The organism is Novosphingobium aerophilum (genome assembly GCF_014230305.1).
In the GTDB taxonomy this organism is placed as follows: domain Bacteria; phylum Pseudomonadota; class Alphaproteobacteria; order Sphingomonadales; family Sphingomonadaceae; genus Novosphingobium; species Novosphingobium aerophilum.
In genome coordinates this window covers 17017-35907 of sequence record NZ_JACLAU010000007.1, presented here as the reverse complement: position 1 = coordinate 35907, position 18891 = coordinate 17017, and the positions used below count along the sequence as shown (strand labels likewise).

General features: G+C 69.7%; 22 protein-coding genes. 15 read left to right on the top strand and 7 right to left on the bottom strand.

The genetic code is table 11. The features are described 5' to 3' along the window. Positions 1–46: 46 nt before the first annotated feature. Complete coding sequence (locus tag H7F49_RS06975; protein ID WP_185682859.1) at positions 47–670, bottom strand: hypothetical protein; 624 nt, start codon at positions 668–670, stop codon at positions 47–49. Positions 671–874: 204 nt separating this feature from the next. On the opposite strand from H7F49_RS06975, the gene rplU reads away from it, so the two are divergent. From rplU to H7F49_RS06960, 3 genes are all read left to right on the top strand, one after another. Beyond that, entirely contained in the window at positions 875–1177 is a 303-nt protein-coding gene (gene rplU / locus H7F49_RS06970; RefSeq protein WP_185680265.1) for a 50S ribosomal protein L21, read from the top strand. An 18-nt stretch (positions 1178–1195) separates the two neighbouring features. Next, positions 1196–1465, top strand: a complete 270-nt coding sequence (gene rpmA / locus H7F49_RS06965; RefSeq protein ID WP_185682858.1) for a 50S ribosomal protein L27 — start codon at positions 1196–1198, stop codon at positions 1463–1465. Between the two features lie 249 nt (positions 1466–1714). Then, positions 1715–2275, top strand: a complete 561-nt coding sequence (locus tag H7F49_RS06960) for a GNAT family N-acetyltransferase (RefSeq protein WP_185682857.1) — start codon at positions 1715–1717, stop codon at positions 2273–2275. A 28-nt stretch (positions 2276–2303) separates the two neighbouring features. On the opposite strand, the gene H7F49_RS06955 is transcribed toward H7F49_RS06960, so the two are convergent. Then, on the bottom strand, positions 2304–3185 hold the full coding sequence (locus H7F49_RS06955; RefSeq protein WP_185682856.1) for a metal-dependent hydrolase: 882 nt from the start codon (positions 3183–3185) through the stop codon (positions 2304–2306). Between the two features lie 29 nt (positions 3186–3214). On the opposite strand from H7F49_RS06955, the gene H7F49_RS06950 reads away from it, so the two are divergent. Then, a complete protein-coding gene (locus tag H7F49_RS06950; protein WP_185682855.1) occupies positions 3215–3820 on the top strand; it encodes a TetR/AcrR family transcriptional regulator in 606 nt (201 codons plus the stop codon). 96 nt (positions 3821–3916) lie between these two features. Next, entirely contained in the window at positions 3917–4384 is a 468-nt protein-coding gene (locus H7F49_RS06945) for a DUF1203 domain-containing protein (RefSeq protein ID WP_185682854.1), read from the top strand. 3 nt (positions 4385–4387) lie between these two features. Here the strand turns inward: H7F49_RS06945 and ygfZ are convergent, their stop codons facing one another. After that, entirely contained in the window at positions 4388–5131 is a 744-nt protein-coding gene (ygfZ, locus tag H7F49_RS06940; RefSeq protein WP_185682853.1) for a CAF17-like 4Fe-4S cluster assembly/insertion protein YgfZ, read from the bottom strand. 122 nt (positions 5132–5253) lie between these two features. Between ygfZ and H7F49_RS06935 the strand changes: the two genes are divergently transcribed. Beyond that, positions 5254–5979, top strand: coding sequence for a hypothetical protein (locus tag H7F49_RS06935; RefSeq protein ID WP_185682852.1), 726 nt, complete (start codon positions 5254–5256; stop codon positions 5977–5979). A gap of 13 nt (positions 5980–5992) precedes the next feature. Here H7F49_RS06935 and H7F49_RS06930 read toward each other — a convergent pair whose 3' ends face one another. Next, positions 5993–7405, bottom strand: a complete 1413-nt coding sequence (locus H7F49_RS06930; RefSeq protein WP_185682962.1) for a succinylglutamate-semialdehyde dehydrogenase — start codon at positions 7403–7405, stop codon at positions 5993–5995. 115 nt (positions 7406–7520) lie between these two features. Then, complete coding sequence (locus H7F49_RS06925; protein WP_185682851.1) at positions 7521–8933, bottom strand: protein adenylyltransferase SelO family protein; 1413 nt, start codon at positions 8931–8933, stop codon at positions 7521–7523. A 72-nt stretch (positions 8934–9005) separates the two neighbouring features. Between H7F49_RS06925 and H7F49_RS06920 the strand changes: the two genes are divergently transcribed. The 8 genes from H7F49_RS06920 (at position 9006) to H7F49_RS06885 (ending at position 16606) form a co-directional block, all read left to right on the top strand. Further along, positions 9006–9872, top strand: a complete 867-nt coding sequence (locus H7F49_RS06920; RefSeq protein WP_185682850.1) for an alpha/beta fold hydrolase — start codon at positions 9006–9008, stop codon at positions 9870–9872. Between the two features lie 18 nt (positions 9873–9890). Then, positions 9891–11018 carry a glycosyltransferase family 4 protein gene (locus tag H7F49_RS06915; protein ID WP_185682849.1) on the top strand — a complete coding sequence of 376 codons (1128 nt, stop codon included), beginning with the start codon at positions 9891–9893 and terminating at the stop codon, positions 11016–11018. Positions 11019–11297: 279 nt separating this feature from the next. Then, positions 11298–12086 (top strand): tetratricopeptide repeat protein, encoded by a 789-nt coding sequence (locus H7F49_RS06910; protein WP_185682848.1) that lies wholly within the window; start codon positions 11298–11300, stop codon positions 12084–12086. Positions 12087–12125: 39 nt separating this feature from the next. Then, positions 12126–13469: an outer membrane protein assembly factor BamB family protein gene (locus H7F49_RS06905; protein WP_185682847.1), complete on the top strand. Its 1344-nt coding sequence runs from the start codon at positions 12126–12128 to the stop codon at positions 13467–13469. A gap of 168 nt (positions 13470–13637) precedes the next feature. Beyond that, positions 13638–13814: a hypothetical protein gene (locus H7F49_RS06900; RefSeq protein WP_185682846.1), complete on the top strand. Its 177-nt coding sequence runs from the start codon at positions 13638–13640 to the stop codon at positions 13812–13814. A 170-nt stretch (positions 13815–13984) separates the two neighbouring features. Further along, complete coding sequence (locus H7F49_RS06895) at positions 13985–14359, top strand: hypothetical protein (protein WP_185682845.1); 375 nt, start codon at positions 13985–13987, stop codon at positions 14357–14359. A gap of 77 nt (positions 14360–14436) precedes the next feature. Then, positions 14437–15768, top strand: a complete 1332-nt coding sequence (locus H7F49_RS06890) for a methyltransferase family protein (protein ID WP_185682844.1) — start codon at positions 14437–14439, stop codon at positions 15766–15768. A 49-nt stretch (positions 15769–15817) separates the two neighbouring features. Then, entirely contained in the window at positions 15818–16606 is a 789-nt protein-coding gene (locus H7F49_RS06885) for a carbon-nitrogen hydrolase family protein (RefSeq protein WP_185682843.1), read from the top strand. A gap of 18 nt (positions 16607–16624) precedes the next feature. On the opposite strand, the gene H7F49_RS06880 is transcribed toward H7F49_RS06885, so the two are convergent. Further along, positions 16625–16924, bottom strand: a complete 300-nt coding sequence (locus tag H7F49_RS06880) for a putative quinol monooxygenase (protein ID WP_185682842.1) — start codon at positions 16922–16924, stop codon at positions 16625–16627. Then, positions 16924–18297, bottom strand: coding sequence for a glutamate--cysteine ligase (locus H7F49_RS06875; protein WP_185682841.1), 1374 nt, complete (start codon positions 18295–18297; stop codon positions 16924–16926). Before H7F49_RS06875 ends, H7F49_RS06880 begins: the two co-directional genes overlap by 1 nt. A 196-nt stretch (positions 18298–18493) precedes the next feature. Here H7F49_RS06875 and H7F49_RS06870 point away from each other — a divergent pair, with 196 nt between their 5' ends. Then, a complete protein-coding gene (locus H7F49_RS06870) occupies positions 18494–18799 on the top strand; it encodes a GIY-YIG nuclease family protein (protein WP_185682840.1) in 306 nt (101 codons plus the stop codon). Positions 18800–18891 lie beyond the last annotated feature (92 nt).

The following is an 18891-nucleotide window of genomic DNA, read 5'->3' as shown; positions in this document are numbered from 1 at the left end:
GCCGGGTTCCTATAGCCGGGCTCCTGCAGCGCCCGACCCTGCCGACCTAGGGCCCGACCAGCTCGGCCAGGACCGCATCTTCATCGGCGACCCATGCGGTCACCTGGTCGCGGACGGCGGCGATGGCTCCCCCATCGCCGCCGTCAATCCGTTCGGCCGCATAGAGGCTGTCGATCTCGGCCAGCACGGCCACGGTCGCATCATGCTCCGCGATCAGGTCGGCCAGGGCCGCGCTGCCGAGCGCCCAGGCTTCGCTGCCTTCGCCGGCCTTGCGCCCCGATGCGATGGCCGGCCCGTCCTTGGCGCGTTGCGCGGCGAAGCGCTGGTGCGAGCCTTCCGCCCGGCTGCGCAGTTCGGCCAGCGAGGTGGTGGCGACCGGACTGGCCGGGGCGGCCGGGGTCGTGTCGGCCGGGGTCGTGTCGGCAGGTGTGGTGTCGGCAGGTGTGGTGTCGGCAGGTGTGGTGTCGGCAGGGGCGGGCAGGGTCCCGGCGATTCGCCCGCCGTCGATCTCCTGCGGGCGCCGGGCGAGCGACGGATAGGTTCCGCGTTGCGCACAGCCGTCGAGCACCAGGCTGGCCAGGACCAGGCCGGCGAGAATCGGACCGTTGCGCGCGGCCCGGGGCGCATACCGCCGAGCCAGTGTCTTGAGCGGGATCATGGTGTCGGCCATAAACCCTCCCCACGGCCCGCGCCAGAGCCGCAAAAGCGCGTCTGCTTGGTTGACAGCCGGGGGCGCTTGCCCTAACGGCGCTGCTTCTTCCGGCACCCGCCTGCGCGGGCGGTCGGCGCTTTGTCCTCTTCCGGTGGCCTGATCTTTCGGGCGGCTCGGGTCGGTGGGCAGGGCGGGCAATGCAGATAGAATGGATTGAACACCATGTTCGCAGTCGTGCGCACGGGCGGCAAGCAGTACCGGGTTGCCGCCGGAGACAAGATCGCGGTCGAGAAGCTGGCTGGCGAAGCCGGTGACACGATCACCCTGGGCGACGTCCTGCTCGCCGGTGAAGGTGGCGAGATCAAGGATGCCAAGGGCGTCGTGGTCTCGGCCGAAATCATCGCGCAGGCCAAGAGCGAGAAGGTGATCGTCTTCAAGAAGCGTCGCCGGCACAACTATCGCCGCCGCAACGGCCACCGCCAGCAGATGACCCTGCTGCGCATCACCGCCGTCGGCGCTGCCTGATTTCCGGAGTAGATTGCAATGGCACACAAGAAAGCAGGCGGCTCGTCGCGTAACGGTCGCGATTCGGAGTCGAAGCGCCTTGGCGTGAAGAAGTTCGGCGGTCAGGAAGTGATCGGCGGCAACATTATCATTCGCCAGCGCGGGACCCGCGTGTACCCGGGCGCCAACGTGGGGATCGGCAAGGATCACACCCTGTTCGCGCTGGGTGCCGGTCGCGTGCGTTTCCACCAGGGCAAACTCGGCCGCAAGTACGTCTCGGTCGACGCCATGGCGGAAGCCGCCGAGTAATCGGATGGTCGGTAAAGGGCCATCCTGACGGGATGGCCCCGCCGGTTCCACCGTCGCCCAGCGCGACATAGGGAACCGGCCAGTCGAGGGAGAGGGGCCCGGCCCGTCTCCCTTTTTTCGTGTCTTCCTCGCCCGTCGGCCTTGCGGCCCGTTCTGACCGGTTCACCGGGCAGGCTGCCGCAAGTGCCACAGCAATGTCACGGATTCCGCCTAGCTGCGCATGCTGAGGCGGGAGTGAAGGAGGCACCGATGTTCTTTCGCAGCGAACGCCTGTTCCTGCGGCCAGCCTGGCCGGAGGACTGGAGCGACCTGTTCCGCGCCGTGTCGGATGCGGAGATCTGCCGCAACCTGGCGGCCGTGCCCTGGCCCTATCGGCCCGAGGACGCGCAGTGGTATGCGGGACAAGCGCAGGACGCGCGCCATCCGCACTTTCTGGTCACCCTGCCGGGCAGCAAGGGGGGAGAGACGATCGGCACGGTCGCGCTGATGGCCGGTGCGGGCGGGCGGACCGAGCTGGGCTACTGGATCGGCCGGGCGCACTGGGGCCGCGGCTTTGCCACCGAAGCCGTGCGTGCGGCACTGGTCCTGGCCCGGACCCTGGGCCACAGCGAGATCCATGCCGCCCACTTCCACGACAATCCGGCCTCGGGTCGGGTGCTGCGCAAGGCCGGCTTCCTTCCGAGCGGGCGGATCGAATCGTGCTTTTCGCGGGCGCGGGGCGTAGCGGTGCCGGCGGTTCATCACGCCATCCGACTGGATGCCCCGAACGACTGCGACGGGGACCCCGATCCGCTGATGCGCGCGGCCTGATCGCCATGCGACGGGCGGCGCGCGGGCCTCAGCCCGCCGCCAGTTCGCGTTCCGCCGTGGCAATCAGGGCCCGGTCGTCATGATCCCAGGGGTGAAAGCCGGGCCGGAAATAGCTGAGCCAGGAGGGAAAGATGCGCCGCAGCACGCCGGGCCGGACCGTCAGGTAGGCCAACAGGCGGACCTTGGCCCGCCAACCGGTGATGCCGTCCTGGGCCAGCAGGTCGATGGCGTCGACAAACCGGTGGTGCAGGAAGTTCCTGGTCACGATCAGCATCATCAGGCAGCGCAGGAACCACCGCCGCCGCGCCGGCCAGGTTTTGGTGGCGTGGAGATAGGTGTCGAAGGCGACGGCCTTGTGCTCGATCTCCTCGATCGCATGCCAGCGCCACATGTTCGCCACTTCGGCCTCGCCCCCGGCAAAATGGGCCGGGTTGGCCAGGAATTCGTGTGCCATCATCGCGGTGAAGTGTTCCAGCGCCATGGTCGCCGCCAGATTGACCTCGGGCCGGCGGCCCTTGGTCAGCCCCAGCATGTAGTCGACATGGGCATCGATCCGCGAGAAATCGTAGCCCGCTTCGAGCGCGGCGCGGTTGAAGGCCACGTGCTCGCGCGTGTGGTTGATTTCCTGGCGGATGAAATCTCGGATCTCGGCCGCGAGCCGGGGCGGCGCGCCATCGCGGCAGGACTTGACGGATTCGATGAAGAACGCCTCGCCCTTGGGGAAGGTGGCCGACAGCGCGTTGTGCCAGGCTGTCGCCACCGGATCCCCGCCCAACCACCAGCGACCCGGCCTGGTGGTGCGACCGAAGCGCAGGTCGCGCACGGTCAGGGTGCCGTCGTCGGCCTTGGCAGGCGCGGCGTCAGGAGGTACCCCTTCGCGGGGCGGCGCGAGGAAGGTCGGGGCGTTCATGATAAGCAATCTGGGATTTACTGACAGGAATGTCAATTAGGAAGCGCCTGACCCAGGAGGAGAGCCGCTCGCTGGCGCTCGACGCGGCGCGTGCGCTGCTGATCGAGGCGGGGCCGGCCGCCGTCACCCTGAAGGCCGTGGCGCACCGGATCGGGCGCACGCACGCCAACCTGCTGCATCACTTCGGTTCGGCCGCCGGGCTGCAGAAGGCCCTGGCCGAGCATCTCGCCGCGACAATCTGCGCCACCATCGCCGAAACCGTGCTGGCCGCGCGCAAGGGTCTGGTTTCGCCGCGGGCCGTGGTCGATCTGACCTTCGATGCCTTCGATCGCGAGGGCGGCGGGGCGCTCGCCTCATGGATGCTGCTGTCGGGCAACGAGGATGCGCTCGATCCGATCGTCGCGGCGATTGGCGGGCTGGTCGAGGATGTCCACGAACCCGGCACCGGATCGATGCGCGAGGTGACCCAGAGCCTGGTGCTGATGGCGCTGGGTGACGCCCTGCTGGGGGGTCCGCTCAGCCAGTCGCTCGACCTGCCGCGCACCGCGGCGCGCGACGAGGCCGAGCGCATGCTGATCGAGGCGGCGCTACGGGCCGGGATCCGCACGCCGAACTGTGCGGTAACACCCGGATGAAGCGCGCCGCCGGGCCGTCGCGGGATTGATCGCAAGCATCGGGACGACAGCGGGCTCCGTCCCGGGCAGCAGGCGCTCTCACGCAGGGAGTGTCACATGGCCTATCGCATCCAGGGGCTCGATCCCCGCCTTTTCCGCCATCTGATCGGGCAAAGCGACGGCACGCTTGCCGCCCAGAGCGTGCGGCGTTGCCTGGTCGATGCCACGCCCGGCTTTCCCGACCGCATCGCCGTGCGCGATCTGGAGGTGGGCGAGACCGCGCTGCTGCTCAATTTCGAACACCAGCCGGCGCCCACCCCCTATCGCGCATCCCACGCGATCTTCATCGGCGAACAGTCCGACCGGCCACTCGATCTGGTCGGCGCCCTGCCGGATGCGATCCTTCGTCGGCCGATCTCGTTGCGGGCCTTCTCGGCGGCGGGGGAGATGGTGGACGCCTGCCTGGCCCCTGGCACCGAGCTGGAGCCGCACATCCTGACCATGCTGGAGCGCCGGGACGTGGCCTGTCTCCATGCCCATTACGCGGTGCGCGGCTGCTATGCCGCGCGAATCGTCCGGGCCTGACCGTCAGTCCTCGGCCAGAGACAACCAGGCCGGCAGCAGGTCTGCGGCCCCATCGTCCATCCGCAGATGGTCGATCGCCAGTCCCAGCTCGGGGTAGGCGATGCGCTGCCGGGCCGGATCGGACCGGTCGAGCGGGACCACCAGCAGGCGGCGGTTGACCTTCTGCCGCCAGTTCATCCGCGCGGTGTTTTCCTGACCGACGTAGCAGCCCTTGGTGAAGCTGACCCCGTTGAGCTCGGCGGCGTTGCATTCCAGCCAGAGCGTCTCGCCGTCGCCCAGCTCGGCCCGGCCTTCGGGCACGCCAAGGTTCAGGCGATGGGCCAGCCAGGCGGCCTCGGCCGATGCTTCTGGGTCTGCGGCAAGCGGGGCGATCCAGCGCTCCCCGAGCGCGGCAAGGCGGGGGTCGGGGGCGGCGCCGTCGGGACCGGACCCGGGCAGCGGGCTCCAGTGGACCGCCAAACGGTCGTCCCGGGCGATCGCGATCCGGCGGCGCAGGCGGTACAGCGACAGGCGCTTGACCAGCGCGTCGGCGGCAGAGGCCTCGCAGTCGATCAGCAGGTCCTCACCCGCCGGCCAAACCAGGAAGTCGAACAGGGCCTTGCCCTGCGGGGTGAGCAGCCCGGTCCAGGCGGGGAGGGCTCCGGCCATGTCCTGGGTGACGAGCGCCTGGAGAAAGGCGCGGGCATCCTCGCCCGGTTCGGGGCTGAGACGAATCACGGCGCGGGTGGAGAGGCGGGTGGCGGTCATGATCCCTAGGTAGGGCGCGGCGCGTCCCGGCGGTAGGGGGATCAGGGGAGATGGTCCTCCGGCGCCGCACACCGGAATTTAACCATGATCGCCGAGAGGACGAAGGCAGGAGGTTGGCGCGCATGCGGCTCGCGAACAAGGTCATGGTCATGCTGGGTCCGGTGTCCGCGCTGGCGGCCCTGACGGGGTGTGGCCGGGGAGAGCCGCCGCCACCACCACCGCGCGATCCGGTGATCGCCGCCGTCCTGCAAGAGCCGCTGATGACCGATCCCGATCTGGTCGGGTTGAGCCAGGAGGGCGCGCTGTTCACCCTGGCCGGTCCGGCGAGCGCGCCGATCCCGCTGATCGACCGCACCGATGACGAACTGGCCAAGGTCCGAGCTGGGATCGTCCGGTTGGTCGGCGCCGATGCCCAGCCTGCGCCCGATCCCGCTCCGGCCATGACCGGGACCGAGCCTGGGGCGACCCTGGCCGACACCGCCGCCCGGCTGGTGCGTGAACTGCGCCGCGATCCGCGCTGCGCCGTGTCCGCCGGTCGTTCGGCGATCTGGGGTGCCAGCCTGCCCGAAGCCGTGCCGCTCCTCCCGCGCGGGCACCTGATCGACGGGGCTGGCCATGACCTGCTCGGCTGCCGGCTGCGCGCGGTGACCTTTCTCACCGCGCTCCCCCCGCGCGAGGTGATCGATGTCTACTGGAACCTGGCCGGGGTCGCGCGCCTCAGCCCCCGTCATGACGCGGGGCAGGACTATGCCCGGATCTTCGCGTCCGGCGGCGAAGCCGGGTTCGCCGCCTATGTCCGGACCCGCGCTGACGGCACCGAGGTGACCTTGGTCACCGTGGGGCTGTAACCGCCTTGACAGCTCAACCTTCGCGCAGGCCCAGTCCCAGGGTCAGGCGGGGCTGTTCCACCTCGGTCGAGGCGACCGGGTAGGCGCACTGGTCGGCGGCGTAGAAGCCGCCGGGACGGTGGTTGCCCGACAGGCCGACCCCGCCCAGCGGCGCGCCCGGCGAGGTGGCGTTGGTCGGCCGGTTCCAGTTGAGCACCCCGGCGCGGACATTGGCCCAGAACCGGTTGTAGTCCTGCGGCGATCCGCCGATCAGCGCGGCGGACAGGCCGAAGCGGGTGTTGTTGGCTTCGGCGATGGCGGCGTCGAAATCGTCCACCCGGATCACCTGCAGCAGCGGCCCGAACAGTTCGACGTCGGGGCGCTCGCTCATGCCCGTGGTGTCGATGATCGCCGGGGTCAGGAAGGGCAGGTCGGGCTGCGGGCGGACCATGTGCTTGATCGGGCGGCCGCCGTTGGACAGCAGGTAGACGAAGCTTTCGGTCAGGCCATCGGCGGCGGTATTGTCGATCACCGGGCCCATGAACGGGGCCGGGTTGTCGAACGGTGCGCCGACGATGATGCGATCGGCCAGGCGCTTCACCTCGCCGACCACCGCGTCGTAGAGATCGGCCTTGATGATCAGGCGCCGGGCATTGGTCGAACGCTGGCCGGCGCTGGCGAAGGCCGATTGGACCACCAGGGTCGCGGCGTCCTCGATCTTGGGCGTGTCCCAGACCACCACCGGATTGTTGCCGCCCATGTCGAGCGAGATCAGCTTGCCCGGGTTGGAGGCGAGCCGCCGGTTGATGGCGATGCCGGCATGGGCCGATCCGGAGAACAGCACACCGTGCACCCCCGGGTGCGAAACGAGCTCCTGGCCGGTGGCGGGGCCGCCGACCAGCAGGTGCAGCACGTTGGCGCTGATCCCCGCGCGGTGGAAGCAGCGCACCAGCGCCTCGCCCACGGCCGGGGCCTTCTCGCTGGGCTTGAACACCACGGCATTGCCGGCAATCAGCGCAGGTATGATCGCGCCGGCCGGGATCTGCGCCGGGGAACTGTAGGGGGTGAGCACCGCCATCACCCCGTGCGGCTTGTGGCGCAGCGCAGCCGTGCCCTGGAGCGCGCTGTCGAGTCGGCGCTGCCCTGTGCGATCGGCATAGGCGCGGACCGAGCCCTCGACGTTGGCGACCACCGCCTCGACCTCGGTCTTCGCCTCCCACAAGGGCTTGCCGGTCTCGCGCGCGATCAGCTCGGCCAGGCTGTCCTGGTCCTTGCGCACCTCGTTGGCGAAACGGCGCAGCAGTTCGATGCGATTGGCGAGCGGCTGAGCGGCCCAGGCCGACCAGCCACGCCCGGCCCGGGTGACCGCATCGTCGACATCGCCGGGGCGGCCACGCCACAGCACCTCACCGGTGGCGGGGGCAGTCGAGACGATTTCGTCGGTCATCCGGTCCTTGATCGCGTCTGGCGGGGTGGCGCAGGGAGCCATTACGGTCATTGGAGCCTCACGCGCGCGTCGACAACGCTGGCTTAGCCGCTGACTTGTAAATATTTCGGCAAGCCTAGACCCCGGACAAGTGGCCAGTTGGCCCGGGTGCCGGGCCCAGCGCGGCACCCAGGGCGCGGATCGCCGCGACCTGCGCGGTCAGGGCCGACCAGTCGTCCTGCTGGTCGATCGCGGCCCAGATCCGCTCGACCTCGTCTATATGGTTGGTGACCGGACCTGCGGCCCGCCAGAGCGGATCGTCGCAGCTCGCCGCCGGCCGGTAGGTGCCCAGCCGGTCGCCCAGCTCGCCCTCCGGCGCATTGCGTCCGGCGCGGTGGCGCCAGTGGAACAGGTCGGGCGAGAGCCCCGCCTCGGCCATGTGCCGCTCGGCCGCGGCGAGCAGGGCCAGGTCGGGTTCGGTGCCCTGCGGCTCCACCCCCAGCCGCCAGCAGAACCGCCGCGCCAGCGAATCGTTGAACAGGGGGCCGAACCGCTCCAGCGCGGCGATCAGCGGCGGGGCATCGGCCAGCAGGCGCAGCGCCACGGCCAGCTGGCCGCAGTTCCAGTGGATCGCGGTCGGCTGGCGGCCATAGGCATAGAGCCCGCCGTGATCGAAGTAGGCTGCGGTGAACAGCGGATCGAACCGCGGCAGCCAGCGCCACGGGCCGTAATCGAAGCTTTCCCCGGTGATGTTCATGTTGTCGGTGTTGAGCACCCCGTGGACGAAGCCCGCCACCATGTAGCCCGCCGCCATGTCGGCCAGCCGTTCGACCACCTGGTGCAGCAGGATCACCGCCGGCTCGTCGCGCCCGGGGGCGTCGGCGGGCGGGGGTGGTCCGGGGAAGTTCGCCAGGCAGTAATCGACCAGGGCTGCCATCTGGTCCTGCTCCTCGAAGGCGAGCAGCCGCTGGAACGTGCCGATGCGGATGTGGCTGTGGCTCAGCCGGACCAGCACCGCCGACCGGGTGGGGGAGGGCTCGTCCTCGCGGTAGAGCCGCTCGCCGGTCTCGATCACCGAAAAGGTCTTGCTGGTATAGACCCCCAGCGACTCGAGCATTTCGGTCGCCAGGATCTCGCGCATGGCGCCCTTCAGGGTCAGGCGGCCATCCCCGAAGCGCGACCACGGGGTCTGGCCCGAACCCTTGGTGCCCAGGTCCAGCAGCCGCCCTGCGCCGTCGCGCAGTTGCGCGAACAGGAACCCGCGGCCGTCGCCGATCTCGGGGTTGTAGACCTGGAACTGATGCCCGTGATAGCGCAGCGCCAGCGGCTGGGGCAGATTGTCGGGCAGCGGCGCGAAGCGGCCGAAATGGCCGAGCCAGGCCGCCTCGTCGAGCCCGTCGAGCCCCACTGCGGGGGCCCAGCGATCGTTGCGGAAGCGCAGGGTCGTCGCGGGGAAGTCCGCCGCGGCGACCGGATCGGCGAGCCAGTCCGCCAGGGTCAGGACCTGCGGATCGGGGCGATAGGCGGCGGCTTGCGGTTCCGTGAACATCAGGCGATAGTGGGGCGACGGACCCGGGGGTGCAAGGCGGGTACGACCAGAAAAGGATCACGGGCCGTTTTGATGAGTCAGTTCGAGGATCGCTTCTGGTCCAGCCGGGACGGGCTGCGCCTGCATTACCGCGACTATCCCGGGACCCCCGCCGATGCAGAGCGTCCGCCGGTGCTGTGCCTCCCCGGGCTGACCCGCAACGCGCGCGACTTCGCCAATCTGGCCGAGCGGCTCTCGCCCGAGTGGCGCGTGATCTGCCCGGACCTGCGCGGGCGGGGCGACAGCGCCTATGCCCGGGATTCGCGCACCTATCAGCCGGCCCAGTACGTCGAGGACATCGAGGCCCTGCTCGAGGAGACCGGGATTACCCGGTTCGTGGCGATCGGCACCTCGCTGGGCGGACTGATGACGATGATGCTGGCATCGGGCGGTCCGGCGCGCGTCGCCGGCGCGGTGCTCAACGATATCGGGCCCGTGCTCGAACCAGCCGGGCTGGAGCGGATTTTCGAGTATGTCGGGCAGGGGCGCAGCTTTCCCACCTGGATGCACGCGGCCCGGGCCCTGCAGGACAGCCAGGGCGAGGCCTTTCCGCGCTATGGCATCAGCGATTGGCTTGCCATGGCCAAGCGCGTGATGACGCTGGGCCAGAACGGCCGCATCGTGTTCGACTATGACATGAAAATCGCCGAGCCGTTCGCCGCGCTGGCCAAGGGCGAGGCGCTGGACCTGTGGCCGGCCTACGATGCGCTGGTCGGGCGGCCGCTGCTGATCGTCCGCGGGGCCCTGTCCGACCTGTTCTCGGTCGCCACGCTGGACGAGATGCTGCGCCGCAATGCCGCCGCCGAGGCCGTGACCCTCGCCGACATCGGCCATGCGCCGACCCTGGATGAGCCCGAGGCCGTCGCCGCGATCGCGCGGCTGCTGGAGCGCGTGGGCTGATCGGCCCCGCCTGCGGCGATGCGCATCCTGCACCTCCATTCCAGCTTCAACCCGGGCGGCAAGGAGCTGCGCGCCGCGCGGCTGATGTCGGTGTTCGGTCCGGGGCTGAGCCACACCGTGGTCTCGGCCCAGCCCGGGGCGCTGGGCGCCCGTGCGGCGGTCGACCGGGCCGTGCCGGTGACCTATCCCGAAGACTTCCCGCCGCTGGCTGGCCGCCCCGGCCTGGCTCGCCTCCACCGCCTGGCCGAAGCGATGCGGGGGCATGACCTGGTCCTGACCTACAATTGGGGCGCGATGGACGGGGTCATGGCGCACACCCTGTTCGCCCGCGCGCTGGGCCTGCCGCCGCTGGTCCACCATGAGGACGGCTTCAACGAGGATGAGGCGGCGGGGCTGCGCCCGATGCGCAACTGGTACCGCCGGATCGCCCTGGGCTGGACCTCCGCCCTGGTGGTGCCGTCGGAGCGGCTCGAACGGATCGCGCTGGAGGTCTGGCAGCAGCCGCGCCCGCGGGTGCGGCGGATCGGCAACGGGATCGACATCGCCGCTTATGCCCGCAAGCCGCGGCCCGATGCGATTCCCCGGGTGGTGAAGCGCCCGGGCGAGCTGTGGCTGGGCACGCTGGCCGGGCTCCGCGCGGTCAAGAACCTGCCGCGCCTGGTCCGTGCCTTCGCGCCCCTGCCCGAGGCCTGGCAACTGGTGATCCTGGGCGACGGCCCCGAGCGCGACGCGATCCGCGACGAGGCGCTGCGGCTGAACGTGGCCCACCGCGTCCACCTGCCCGGCTTCGTCGCCGACCCGGCCCGGGCGGTCGGCCTGTTCGACCTGTTCGCCCTGTCATCGGACAGCGAACAGTTCCCGATCTCGGTGGTCGAGGCGATGGCCGCCGGACTAGCCGTGGCCTCGCCCGACGTCGGTGACGTCGCGACCATGGTTGCGGCCGAGAATCGCCCCTTCGTGGTCCCCCCGGGCCGGGATGACCCGCTGGCCGAGGCGCTCGCGCGGCTCTGCGCCGATCCCGCCCTGCGCCGTGCCGTGGGCGAGGCCAACCGCGCCCGCGCCCTGGCCGAGTACGACGAGGCGACCATGGTGGCCGCTTACCGCGCGGTCTATGCCGAGGCCCTTGGCGCGAGCCGCTTTCCCTGACAACGCCCCTGATGCCGGCCCAGGCCGGCGTCGGCCGCTGGCTCGTGCCGCACCGCATCCTGACGAAGCCGCGACTGGCGCAGGGGCTGGCGCTGCCATGCCCCCGTTCAGGCCCGCTTCAGCCCGCCTCGACCATTCCCCGACCGGTGGACCGGGCGGCAGCGCGGGCGGGTCACGATCGGCTACGATCCGGCAAGGATCGGGCAACGATTGACGTTGAATTGGCTCCGTCATCCGCTAAACACCCGGCATCTTCCCTTGCTGTCCAGAGGCTGAGACTTGGTCCTTCGTCCCCACTCCAACCGTAGCCGTCCCCCTGTTCCGGCCGGTGCCGCGCCGGGTGCCGGAGGTGCCGGCCAACAGGGCGAGGGCTTCCTGCGCGAGGTGGACGAGGCGCTGCGCGAGCAGGAACTGCTCAACGCGATCAAGCGCCACGGGCGCAACGTGGCCATTGTCATCGTCGTGTTCCTGGTCGGACTGGCCGGATACCTGTGGTGGGAGAACAGCCAGAAGGCGACCGCCGGAGCCCGCGGCGAGGAACTCACCCTGGCGCTCGACCAGATCGAGGCCGGGCGGCTCGACGCCGGGCAGACCCGTCTGAAGGATCTGACCGGCGCAGGTGACGGAATCGGCGCGGCGGCGCGGCTGATGGAGGCCGGGGTCCTGATCGAACAGGGCAAGCTGGCCGATGCCCGCACCCGCTTCGCCGCCGTGGCCGCCGACCCCAAGGCGCCGCAGGCCTATCGCGATCTGGCGACCCTGCGCGACGTGGCGCTGGGCTTTGACACCATCCCGGTGGACCAGGTGGTGTCCCGGCTCAAGCCGCTCGCCGTGCCGGGCGGTGCCTGGTTCGGCAGCGCGGGCGAGATGCTCGGCGCGGCCTACCTCAAGCAGAACCGCCCCGACCTGGCGGGACCGTTGTTCGCCGCGGTCGCGCGCGACAAGGCGGTGCCGTCGACCCTGCGCGACCGCGCCCGCCAGATGGCTGGCCAGCTCGGGGTTGATGCGATCGATGATGTGAACGAAGCCGCGAACGGCGGCGCGGGCGCCGATAACGGGCGCCCATAACGGGTGTCGAGCCCCCTGAAGTCCTGGAGAGATGCCTGCATGACCCGTCCCAGCGCCCTTCGCCGGACCACCGCCGCCCTCGCGTTAGCCCCGCTTGTGCTGGCTCTCGCGCTGTCTGGCTGCGGCGGCAAGAAGCGGGTGACCACGCCGACCGTGGGTAATCGCATTCCGATCCTGTCGCGAGTGGAAAGCGGCGCCAAGGTGGACGAATCGCTCAACCAGGTCAGTGTGGTGGTCCCCGTGGCCGAGCCGAACCCGGAATGGCCGCAAGCGGGCAACACGCCGGGCAAGGCTTATGGCAACCTGGCTCTGGCTGACGCGCCGCAGCGGGTCTGGACCGCCTCGATCGCCGGAACCACCCCGCGCCAGCGGCTCGCCGCGGCGCCGGTGATCGGCGGCGGGCGCCTGTTCGTGATGGACACCGACGGGCTGGTTCATGCCTTCGATGCCAAGACCGGCAAGGCCCAGTGGTCCACCCCGTTCCGCATCAAGGGGGACAGCGCCGCCGCCGTGTTCGGTGGCGGGGCCAGCTATGACAGCAACCGGCTCTACGTCACCACTGGGCTGGGCGAGGTCGCGGCGCTCGATGCCGCCACCGGCAGCCAGATCTGGCGGGTCAAGCCGGCTGGTCCGCTGCGCGGATCGCCCACCGTCGCCTTCGGCGCGGTCTATGCGATGACCCAGGACAACCAGTTGGTCGCCATCGAGGCGACCGACGGCGCCGTGCTGTGGACGGTCAGCGCCTCGGTCGGCCAGTCGGGCGTGTTCGGCGTCGCCGCTCCCGCGGCCGGGCAGGGCACCGTCGTTGCCGGCTTCTCGACCGGGGAACTGGTGGCCTACCGCTACGAGAACGGCCGCACCCTGTGGTCCGACGCGCTGGCCCGGACCTCGCTGTCGACCAGCGTGGGCGTGCTGACCGATATCGATGCCGATCCGATCGTCGATCGCGGCCGGGTCTATGCCCTGGGTCAGGGCGGGCGCATGGCGGCCTATGAACTGGTCAGCGGGCAGCGCATCTGGGAGCTCAACCTGGCCGGCATCTCCACGCCCGCCATAGCCGGGGAATGGATCTTCACCCTGACCGACGATGCCAAGCTGCTGTGCATCGCGCGCGGCACCGGCAAGGCCCGCTGGTCCACCCAGCTGCCGCGCTACCAGAACGAAAAGAAGAAGAAGAACCCGATCTTCTGGACCGGCCCGGTGCTGGCCGGCGGCAAGCTGTGGATCGCCAATTCGCGCGGCGAAATCTCGTCGGTGAAGGTCGAGGACGGACAGCCCGCACTGTTCACCAAGCTGGGCAAGAGCGTCACCCTGGCGCCGGTGGTGGCCGACGGCACGCTCTACATCCTGGACGACGGCGGCAAGATCAGCGCCTTCCGCTGAGGGGGGTCAGGCACTGCCAAGACCGTAAAATCTCCGGTAACCTTGTGTCCCGGATTGCGACACCGGTCCAGCAAGCGATTGCGGGGGCGGGGAAATCGGGCTTGGCTGGCGCATGGACCACACGTTCCGAATCGCCAGTCGACGGAACAGGCCGCGGGATCGCGCAGCATGACGCCGGATACGCAATGCAAGGTAGACGAATCGCCTCTGGCCGAGGCGGAGCGCCTGTTGACCGAGGCGCTGCAACTGCTTGATGGCAGCCAGGCGCACCTGGCGGCGGCCTATACCGCCACCGCCCTCGACGCGCTGTCGCGCTATCTCGACCAGAACGCCGCGCGGCATTGATCCCGCGGGGCTGAGGCGCATGACGCCTCATCGCGGAGCCGCTGGCCCGCGCCGGGCCGGATCATGGTGAATTCGCCGTTACCCAAGCCCGGTAACTCGCGGCCCTGTCTTGTCGACTAAGGATCGCGGCAGGGAAGCCGGCACCGCGTGATGCCCCGGCGGAGACGACGATGAACAGCAGCCCCGAGCTTGGCCAGGTGCACGAGTTGCCGACGGAGCTCGTCCTCGGTCGCTATGCCCGGCTGGCGCGCACGGTCCAGGCCCGGCGCCGGGCGCGGCGCGTGCTGCTGCCCAGCGGCATGCTGGTCGATGTCGCGTGGGATCTGCTGCTGCACCTGCTGGCCCATCGCGGAGACCCGGCACAGACCTCGCTCGAGGCGCTGGCCGCTGCTGCCGAGCTGAGTCCCACCGTCGCGGTGCGCTGGTTGTCGCTGCTCCAGGCCGATGGTCTGGTCCAGTTCCGGCCTTCCGGGTGGGAGCTGACGCCGTCGTTCCTGCCGCGAATGATCGGCCATTTCCGCGAGCATTATCCCGAGGCAGTCTGACCGTTGCCGGCGGCGCGCGCGGTCTGCGCCGCCACTCTTCATAGTTTCTGCACCCTTGCCGGCTATGCCTGCGCGCCATGCAGCGCGATCCGCGACCCGTCAGCGACGTTTCCTCCGCCACCGGCCTGGTCGGTCTGGCCGGGCTGTTCACCTGGCTGCTGATTTGCCGCAACTGGGCCGCGATCGCGCTGGCCTTCGATCTTCCCGGGCCGCGCGAGCCGCTGTCCGGGCCCTATGCGGCGCTGGCCGCCCTGCTGTTTTCCGGCACCCCGATGGTGCTCTGGTCGGTGCTGGTCGATCGTGTCCACCGCCGCCCGTCGACCGGAATCGACTGGGACCGGCCCCGGCCGCTCTCGGCCGTGGTCGATCTGTCGGTCACCAAGCTGGCCGGGCTGTGGGCCACCTGGGCGCTGATCGGCTTCACCTATTGCATCGCGCGCTGGTACTGGGACGGCCAGTACCTGTTCGCGATGGAGGTCATCGGCGCGGCTGCGGTGCCGCTGTTCGTGCTGTCCATCCCCTATGTCCTGTGGCTCGACCGGGTCCTGGTCGAACCGCGTGACGGGGCCTGGCACTTCGGCGCCATGCTGGTCGGCCGCGAGCCGTTCGATCCCGAGCAGGTCCGCATCCACTGGCGCGCCTGGCTGGTGAAGGGCTTCTTCTGCGCCTTCATGATCTCGATCCTGCCGGGCGGGTGGAACGCGGTGACCTCGGTCCAGATCGACGATGTCGGCAGCGATCCGGTCGAATGGAGCCGTTGGCTGACCGAGCTGCTGTTCCTGATCGACGTGCAGATCGCCATGGTCGGCTACCTGGTCACGATGAAGCCGCTCGACGCGCAGATCCGCAGCGCCAACCCGCACCTGCAGGCCTGGGTGGCGGCGCTGATGTGCTATCCACCGTTCATCCTGATGGGCGGCGGCGGGCCGCTCGACTATCACTTCGGGACGGCCGACTGGGCCTACTGGATGGAAGGCCGCACCGTCTTGCTGTGGGTCTGGGGCATGGTGCTGGTCGTGCTCACCGCGATCTACGCCTGGGCGACCGTGGCCTTTGGCCTGCGTTTCTCCAACCTCACCTACCGCGGCGTCCTGACCAACGGACCCTATCGCTGGTGCCGCCATCCGGCCTATCTGTCCAAGAACCTGTTCTGGTGGCTCTCCACCCTGCCGTTCCTGGTCACCACCCGCAATCCCAACGACGCGATCCGCGATACGGTGGTGCTCGCGCTGGTCAGCGCGGTCTACTTCTGGCGCGCCAGGACCGAGGAGAGGCACCTCCTCGCCGAGGACGCCAAATACCGCGAATACCACGCCTGGATGGAGCGCAACCCCACGATCACCCGGGCGCTGGGCCGCGCCCTGCGCGCGGCCACGCCGCGCCGCGCGGTGGTCCAGCCGGCGGAATAGCCGCGCTGCGGCCTTGCCAGCGCGGCTGGCGCATCTATCCTGCCGTGCCATGACCATGGTGCGCATCGCCCTTGCCAACCTGCGCGAGCCGGTCGGGCCGGCCGACTCGATCGAGCTGGCCTGCCGGGGCGTCGCGGCAGCCGCCCAGGCCGGGGCGCTGGTCGTCTGCTTTCCGGAATGCTTCGTGCCCGGCTATCGCTGGCCCGGCCGCGCGATGGCGCCGGCCGATGCGGCTTTCCTCGATCGGGCCTTGCAACAGGTCCGGGCGGCGGCGGCGGCGGCCGGGGTGGCGGTGGTGCTGGGGACCGAGCGGATCACTCCGGCCGGGCTGCAGATCGCGGCGGCGGTGATCGGTCCGGATGGCGCGCTGCTCGGCTGGCAGGACAAGGTCCAGCTCGATCCGGGGGAGGAAGGGATCTATCCCTGCCACGGGACGGGTCGCCCGGTCTTCACCGTGGGACCGCTGACCTTCGGCGTGGTCATCTGCCACGAGGGTTTCCGCTATCCCGAAACCGTGCGACAGGCCGCCCGGCAAGGCGCGCAACTGGTGTTCCATCCCTTTGCCGCCGTGGCCGAACCGGGGTCATACCGCCCGACCACCCATGGCGATCCGGCCAACACCTTTCACGAAAAGGCGGTCCTGTGCCGCGCGGCCGAGAACACGATCTACGTCGCCTCGGTCAACTGCGCGAGCGAGGGCGCGCCGATGACCTCGGCCGTGGCCCGGCCCGATGGCACGGTGCTGTGCTGGCAGCCCTATGGACAGGCCGGACTGCTGCTGGCCGACCTGGACCTCAGCCAGGCCACGCGGCTGCTGGCGGAGCGGTGCCGGGGGTAGGACCCGTCCGGCTCCTGCTCAGATCTCCGTCGGCCCTGCCGTCTCGTAGAGCGTCACAACCCGCTCGCTCATGCCCAGGGCCTCGCGCGCGGTGCGGAAACGCTCCATGTGCGCGCTGGCCCAGTGTCCGCGCAGGGCATCGGCATCGTGCCAGCCCTCGCTGACCCGGAACAGGTCGGGCTCGAGCACGTCCTCGGCGAAATCGTAGAACAGGCAGCCCGGCTCGGCCCGCGTGGCATGGGTGACCTCGGCCAGCGCAGCCAGCACGCCCGCCCGCGCTTCGGACGGGAAGCGCAGGTGGCCGATCAGCAGCAGCATCAGAAGCTCTTGGCCTCATAAAGCTTGGCCAGATCGCCGTGCCATTCGCCGTGGTAGCGCTCCAGCAGCATCTCGGCGGGCACCTTGCCGCTGGCGATGATGTCGTCGAGCGGGCCCAGATAGCCGGTCTCGTCGTCGCCGACCTCGTTGAGCTTGGCCCGGGCGCGCAGGCCCGAACGGGCGATGGCGAGCACCTCGGCGGCGATGTCGCGCAGCGTGCCTCCGCCCGGCAGCGGAGCGTCGAGCCCCAGCTTGGGGACGGACGAGCGCAGCGTCTCGCGCCCGGCCATGTCCCAGTCCTTGACCAGATCCCACGCCGCGTCGAGCGCGCCCTGATCGTACAGCAACCCGACCCACAGCGCGGGCAGGGCGCAGATGCGGTTCCACGGTCCCCCGTCGGCGCCGCGCATTTCCAGGAAGGACTTCAGCCGCACCTCGGGGAAGGCGGTGGACAGGTGATCGTTCCAGTCGGACAGGCTGGGCAGCTCACCCGGTAGCGCGGGCAGCTTGCCCGCCATGAAATCGCGGAAGCTCTGCCCGGCAGCGTCGATGTATTTCCCGTCGCGGAAGACGAAGTACATCGGCACGTCGAGCATGTAGTCGACGTAACGCTCGTAACCGAAGCCGTCCTCGAACACGAAGGGCAGCATGCCGGTGCGCGCCGGATCGGTGTCCGACCAGATGTGGCTGCGATAAGAGAGGTAGCCGTTGGGCTTGCCCTCGGTGAAGGGCGAATTGGCGAACAGCGCGGTGGCGAGCGGCTGCAGCGCCAGCGACACGCGGAACTTCTGCACCATGTCCGCCTCGCTCGAATAGTCGAGGTTGGTCTGGATGGTGCAGGTGCGCAGCATCATGTCGAGGCCCATGGTGCCCACGCGCGGCATGTGCCGCAGCATGATCGCATAGCGCCCCTTGGGCATGATCGGCAGCTCGTCGCGGCGCTTGTCGGGCCACATGCCCAGGCCGAGGTAGCCCAGCCCGAAGCGGTCGCCGATGGTCTTGACCTGCTGCAGGTGCCGCCCGGTTTCGGCGCAGGTCTGGTGCAGGTTTTCCAGCGGTGCGCCCGACAGCTCGAGCTGGCCGGCCGGCTCCAGGCTGACCGTGCCGTCCGGCCCGGCCATGGCGATAACCTTGCCGCCTTCCTCGATCGGGGTCCAGCCGAACTCGGTCAGCGCCAGCAGCAGATCGCGGATGCCGCCGGGTTCGTCATAGCTGGGGGCGTGATAGTCCCGAGTGGAATAGACGATCTTCTCATGCTCGGTCCCGATGCGCCACGCCTCGCGCGGTTTTTCGCCCTTGGCCATGGGCTGGGCGAGCTGATCGCGGCTCTCGATCAGCGGGTCGTTGGCGTCGGATGCCTGGCGCGTACTCATGCCCCGCGCGTTAATGTTTCCGCCGGGCAAGGGGAAGCGGAATCGTCGGGGCGGGGGATTCGGCCAGAGCCGCCAGCCTGCGCTGGCATGACGCGGCGAAGGGGGTATTGGCGCGGATCGATACCCTTCCGGAAAACAACGTCGTCATGCCAGCGCAGGCTGGCATCTTTCGCCCAATTGTGAAACGCTCATTTACATGCGCAAGGGCGGCTGGACCTACATACTGACCAACAAGCCGCGCGGTGTCCTGTACATGGGTGTCACCAGTCACCTTCCGGCTCGCATGAGCCAACACCGTACCGGCACCGGTTCGGCCTTCTGCCGTCGCTATGGCATTAAGACACTGGTGTTGGCCGAGTGGCATGAGACGATCGAGGAGGCGATCAGCCGCGAGAAGGCCCTGAAGGCTTGGCAGCGTGGTTGGAAGATCAGGTTGATCGAGGAAACCAACCCGAACTGGAACGACCTGTTTGAGCACATCGTCCAGGCAACTACACATTAGAGATGCCAGCCTGCGCTGGCATGACGAAGGGCGGTCCGGGAGAGATCAGCGTGCTGTTCACCTCTCACCAGCCGTCATGCCAGCGCAGGCTG

What these genes read in the sequence shown, in the direction of transcription:
- H7F49_RS06975 (WP_185682859.1), bottom strand. Translation starts at nt 670, where the DNA reads ATGGCCGACACCATGATCCCGCTCAAGACACTGGCTCGGCGGTATGCG.
- rplU (WP_185680265.1), top strand. Translation starts at nt 875, where the DNA reads ATGTTCGCAGTCGTGCGCACGGGCGGCAAGCAGTACCGGGTTGCCGCC.
- rpmA (WP_185682858.1), top strand. Translation starts at nt 1,196, where the DNA reads ATGGCACACAAGAAAGCAGGCGGCTCGTCGCGTAACGGTCGCGATTCG.
- H7F49_RS06960 (WP_185682857.1), top strand. Translation starts at nt 1,715, where the DNA reads ATGTTCTTTCGCAGCGAACGCCTGTTCCTGCGGCCAGCCTGGCCGGAG.
- H7F49_RS06955 (WP_185682856.1), bottom strand. Translation starts at nt 3,185, where the DNA reads ATGAACGCCCCGACCTTCCTCGCGCCGCCCCGCGAAGGGGTACCTCCT.
- H7F49_RS06950 (WP_185682855.1), top strand. Translation starts at nt 3,215, where the DNA reads ATGTCAATTAGGAAGCGCCTGACCCAGGAGGAGAGCCGCTCGCTGGCG.
- H7F49_RS06945 (WP_185682854.1), top strand. Translation starts at nt 3,917, where the DNA reads ATGGCCTATCGCATCCAGGGGCTCGATCCCCGCCTTTTCCGCCATCTG.
- ygfZ (WP_185682853.1), bottom strand. Translation starts at nt 5,131, where the DNA reads ATGACCGCCACCCGCCTCTCCACCCGCGCCGTGATTCGTCTCAGCCCC.
- H7F49_RS06935 (WP_185682852.1), top strand. Translation starts at nt 5,254, where the DNA reads ATGCGGCTCGCGAACAAGGTCATGGTCATGCTGGGTCCGGTGTCCGCG.
- H7F49_RS06930 (WP_185682962.1), bottom strand. Translation starts at nt 7,405, where the DNA reads ATGACCGACGAAATCGTCTCGACTGCCCCCGCCACCGGTGAGGTGCTG.
- H7F49_RS06925 (WP_185682851.1), bottom strand. Translation starts at nt 8,933, where the DNA reads ATGTTCACGGAACCGCAAGCCGCCGCCTATCGCCCCGATCCGCAGGTC.
- H7F49_RS06920 (WP_185682850.1), top strand. Translation starts at nt 9,006, where the DNA reads ATGAGTCAGTTCGAGGATCGCTTCTGGTCCAGCCGGGACGGGCTGCGC.
- H7F49_RS06915 (WP_185682849.1), top strand. Translation starts at nt 9,891, where the DNA reads ATGCGCATCCTGCACCTCCATTCCAGCTTCAACCCGGGCGGCAAGGAG.
- H7F49_RS06905 (WP_185682847.1), top strand. Translation starts at nt 12,126, where the DNA reads ATGACCCGTCCCAGCGCCCTTCGCCGGACCACCGCCGCCCTCGCGTTA.
- H7F49_RS06900 (WP_185682846.1), top strand. Translation starts at nt 13,638, where the DNA reads ATGACGCCGGATACGCAATGCAAGGTAGACGAATCGCCTCTGGCCGAG.
- H7F49_RS06895 (WP_185682845.1), top strand. Translation starts at nt 13,985, where the DNA reads ATGAACAGCAGCCCCGAGCTTGGCCAGGTGCACGAGTTGCCGACGGAG.
- H7F49_RS06890 (WP_185682844.1), top strand. Translation starts at nt 14,437, where the DNA reads ATGCAGCGCGATCCGCGACCCGTCAGCGACGTTTCCTCCGCCACCGGC.
- H7F49_RS06885 (WP_185682843.1), top strand. Translation starts at nt 15,818, where the DNA reads ATGACCATGGTGCGCATCGCCCTTGCCAACCTGCGCGAGCCGGTCGGG.
- H7F49_RS06880 (WP_185682842.1), bottom strand. Translation starts at nt 16,924, where the DNA reads ATGCTGCTGCTGATCGGCCACCTGCGCTTCCCGTCCGAAGCGCGGGCG.
- H7F49_RS06875 (WP_185682841.1), bottom strand. Translation starts at nt 18,297, where the DNA reads ATGAGTACGCGCCAGGCATCCGACGCCAACGACCCGCTGATCGAGAGC.
- H7F49_RS06870 (WP_185682840.1), top strand. Translation starts at nt 18,494, where the DNA reads ATGCGCAAGGGCGGCTGGACCTACATACTGACCAACAAGCCGCGCGGT.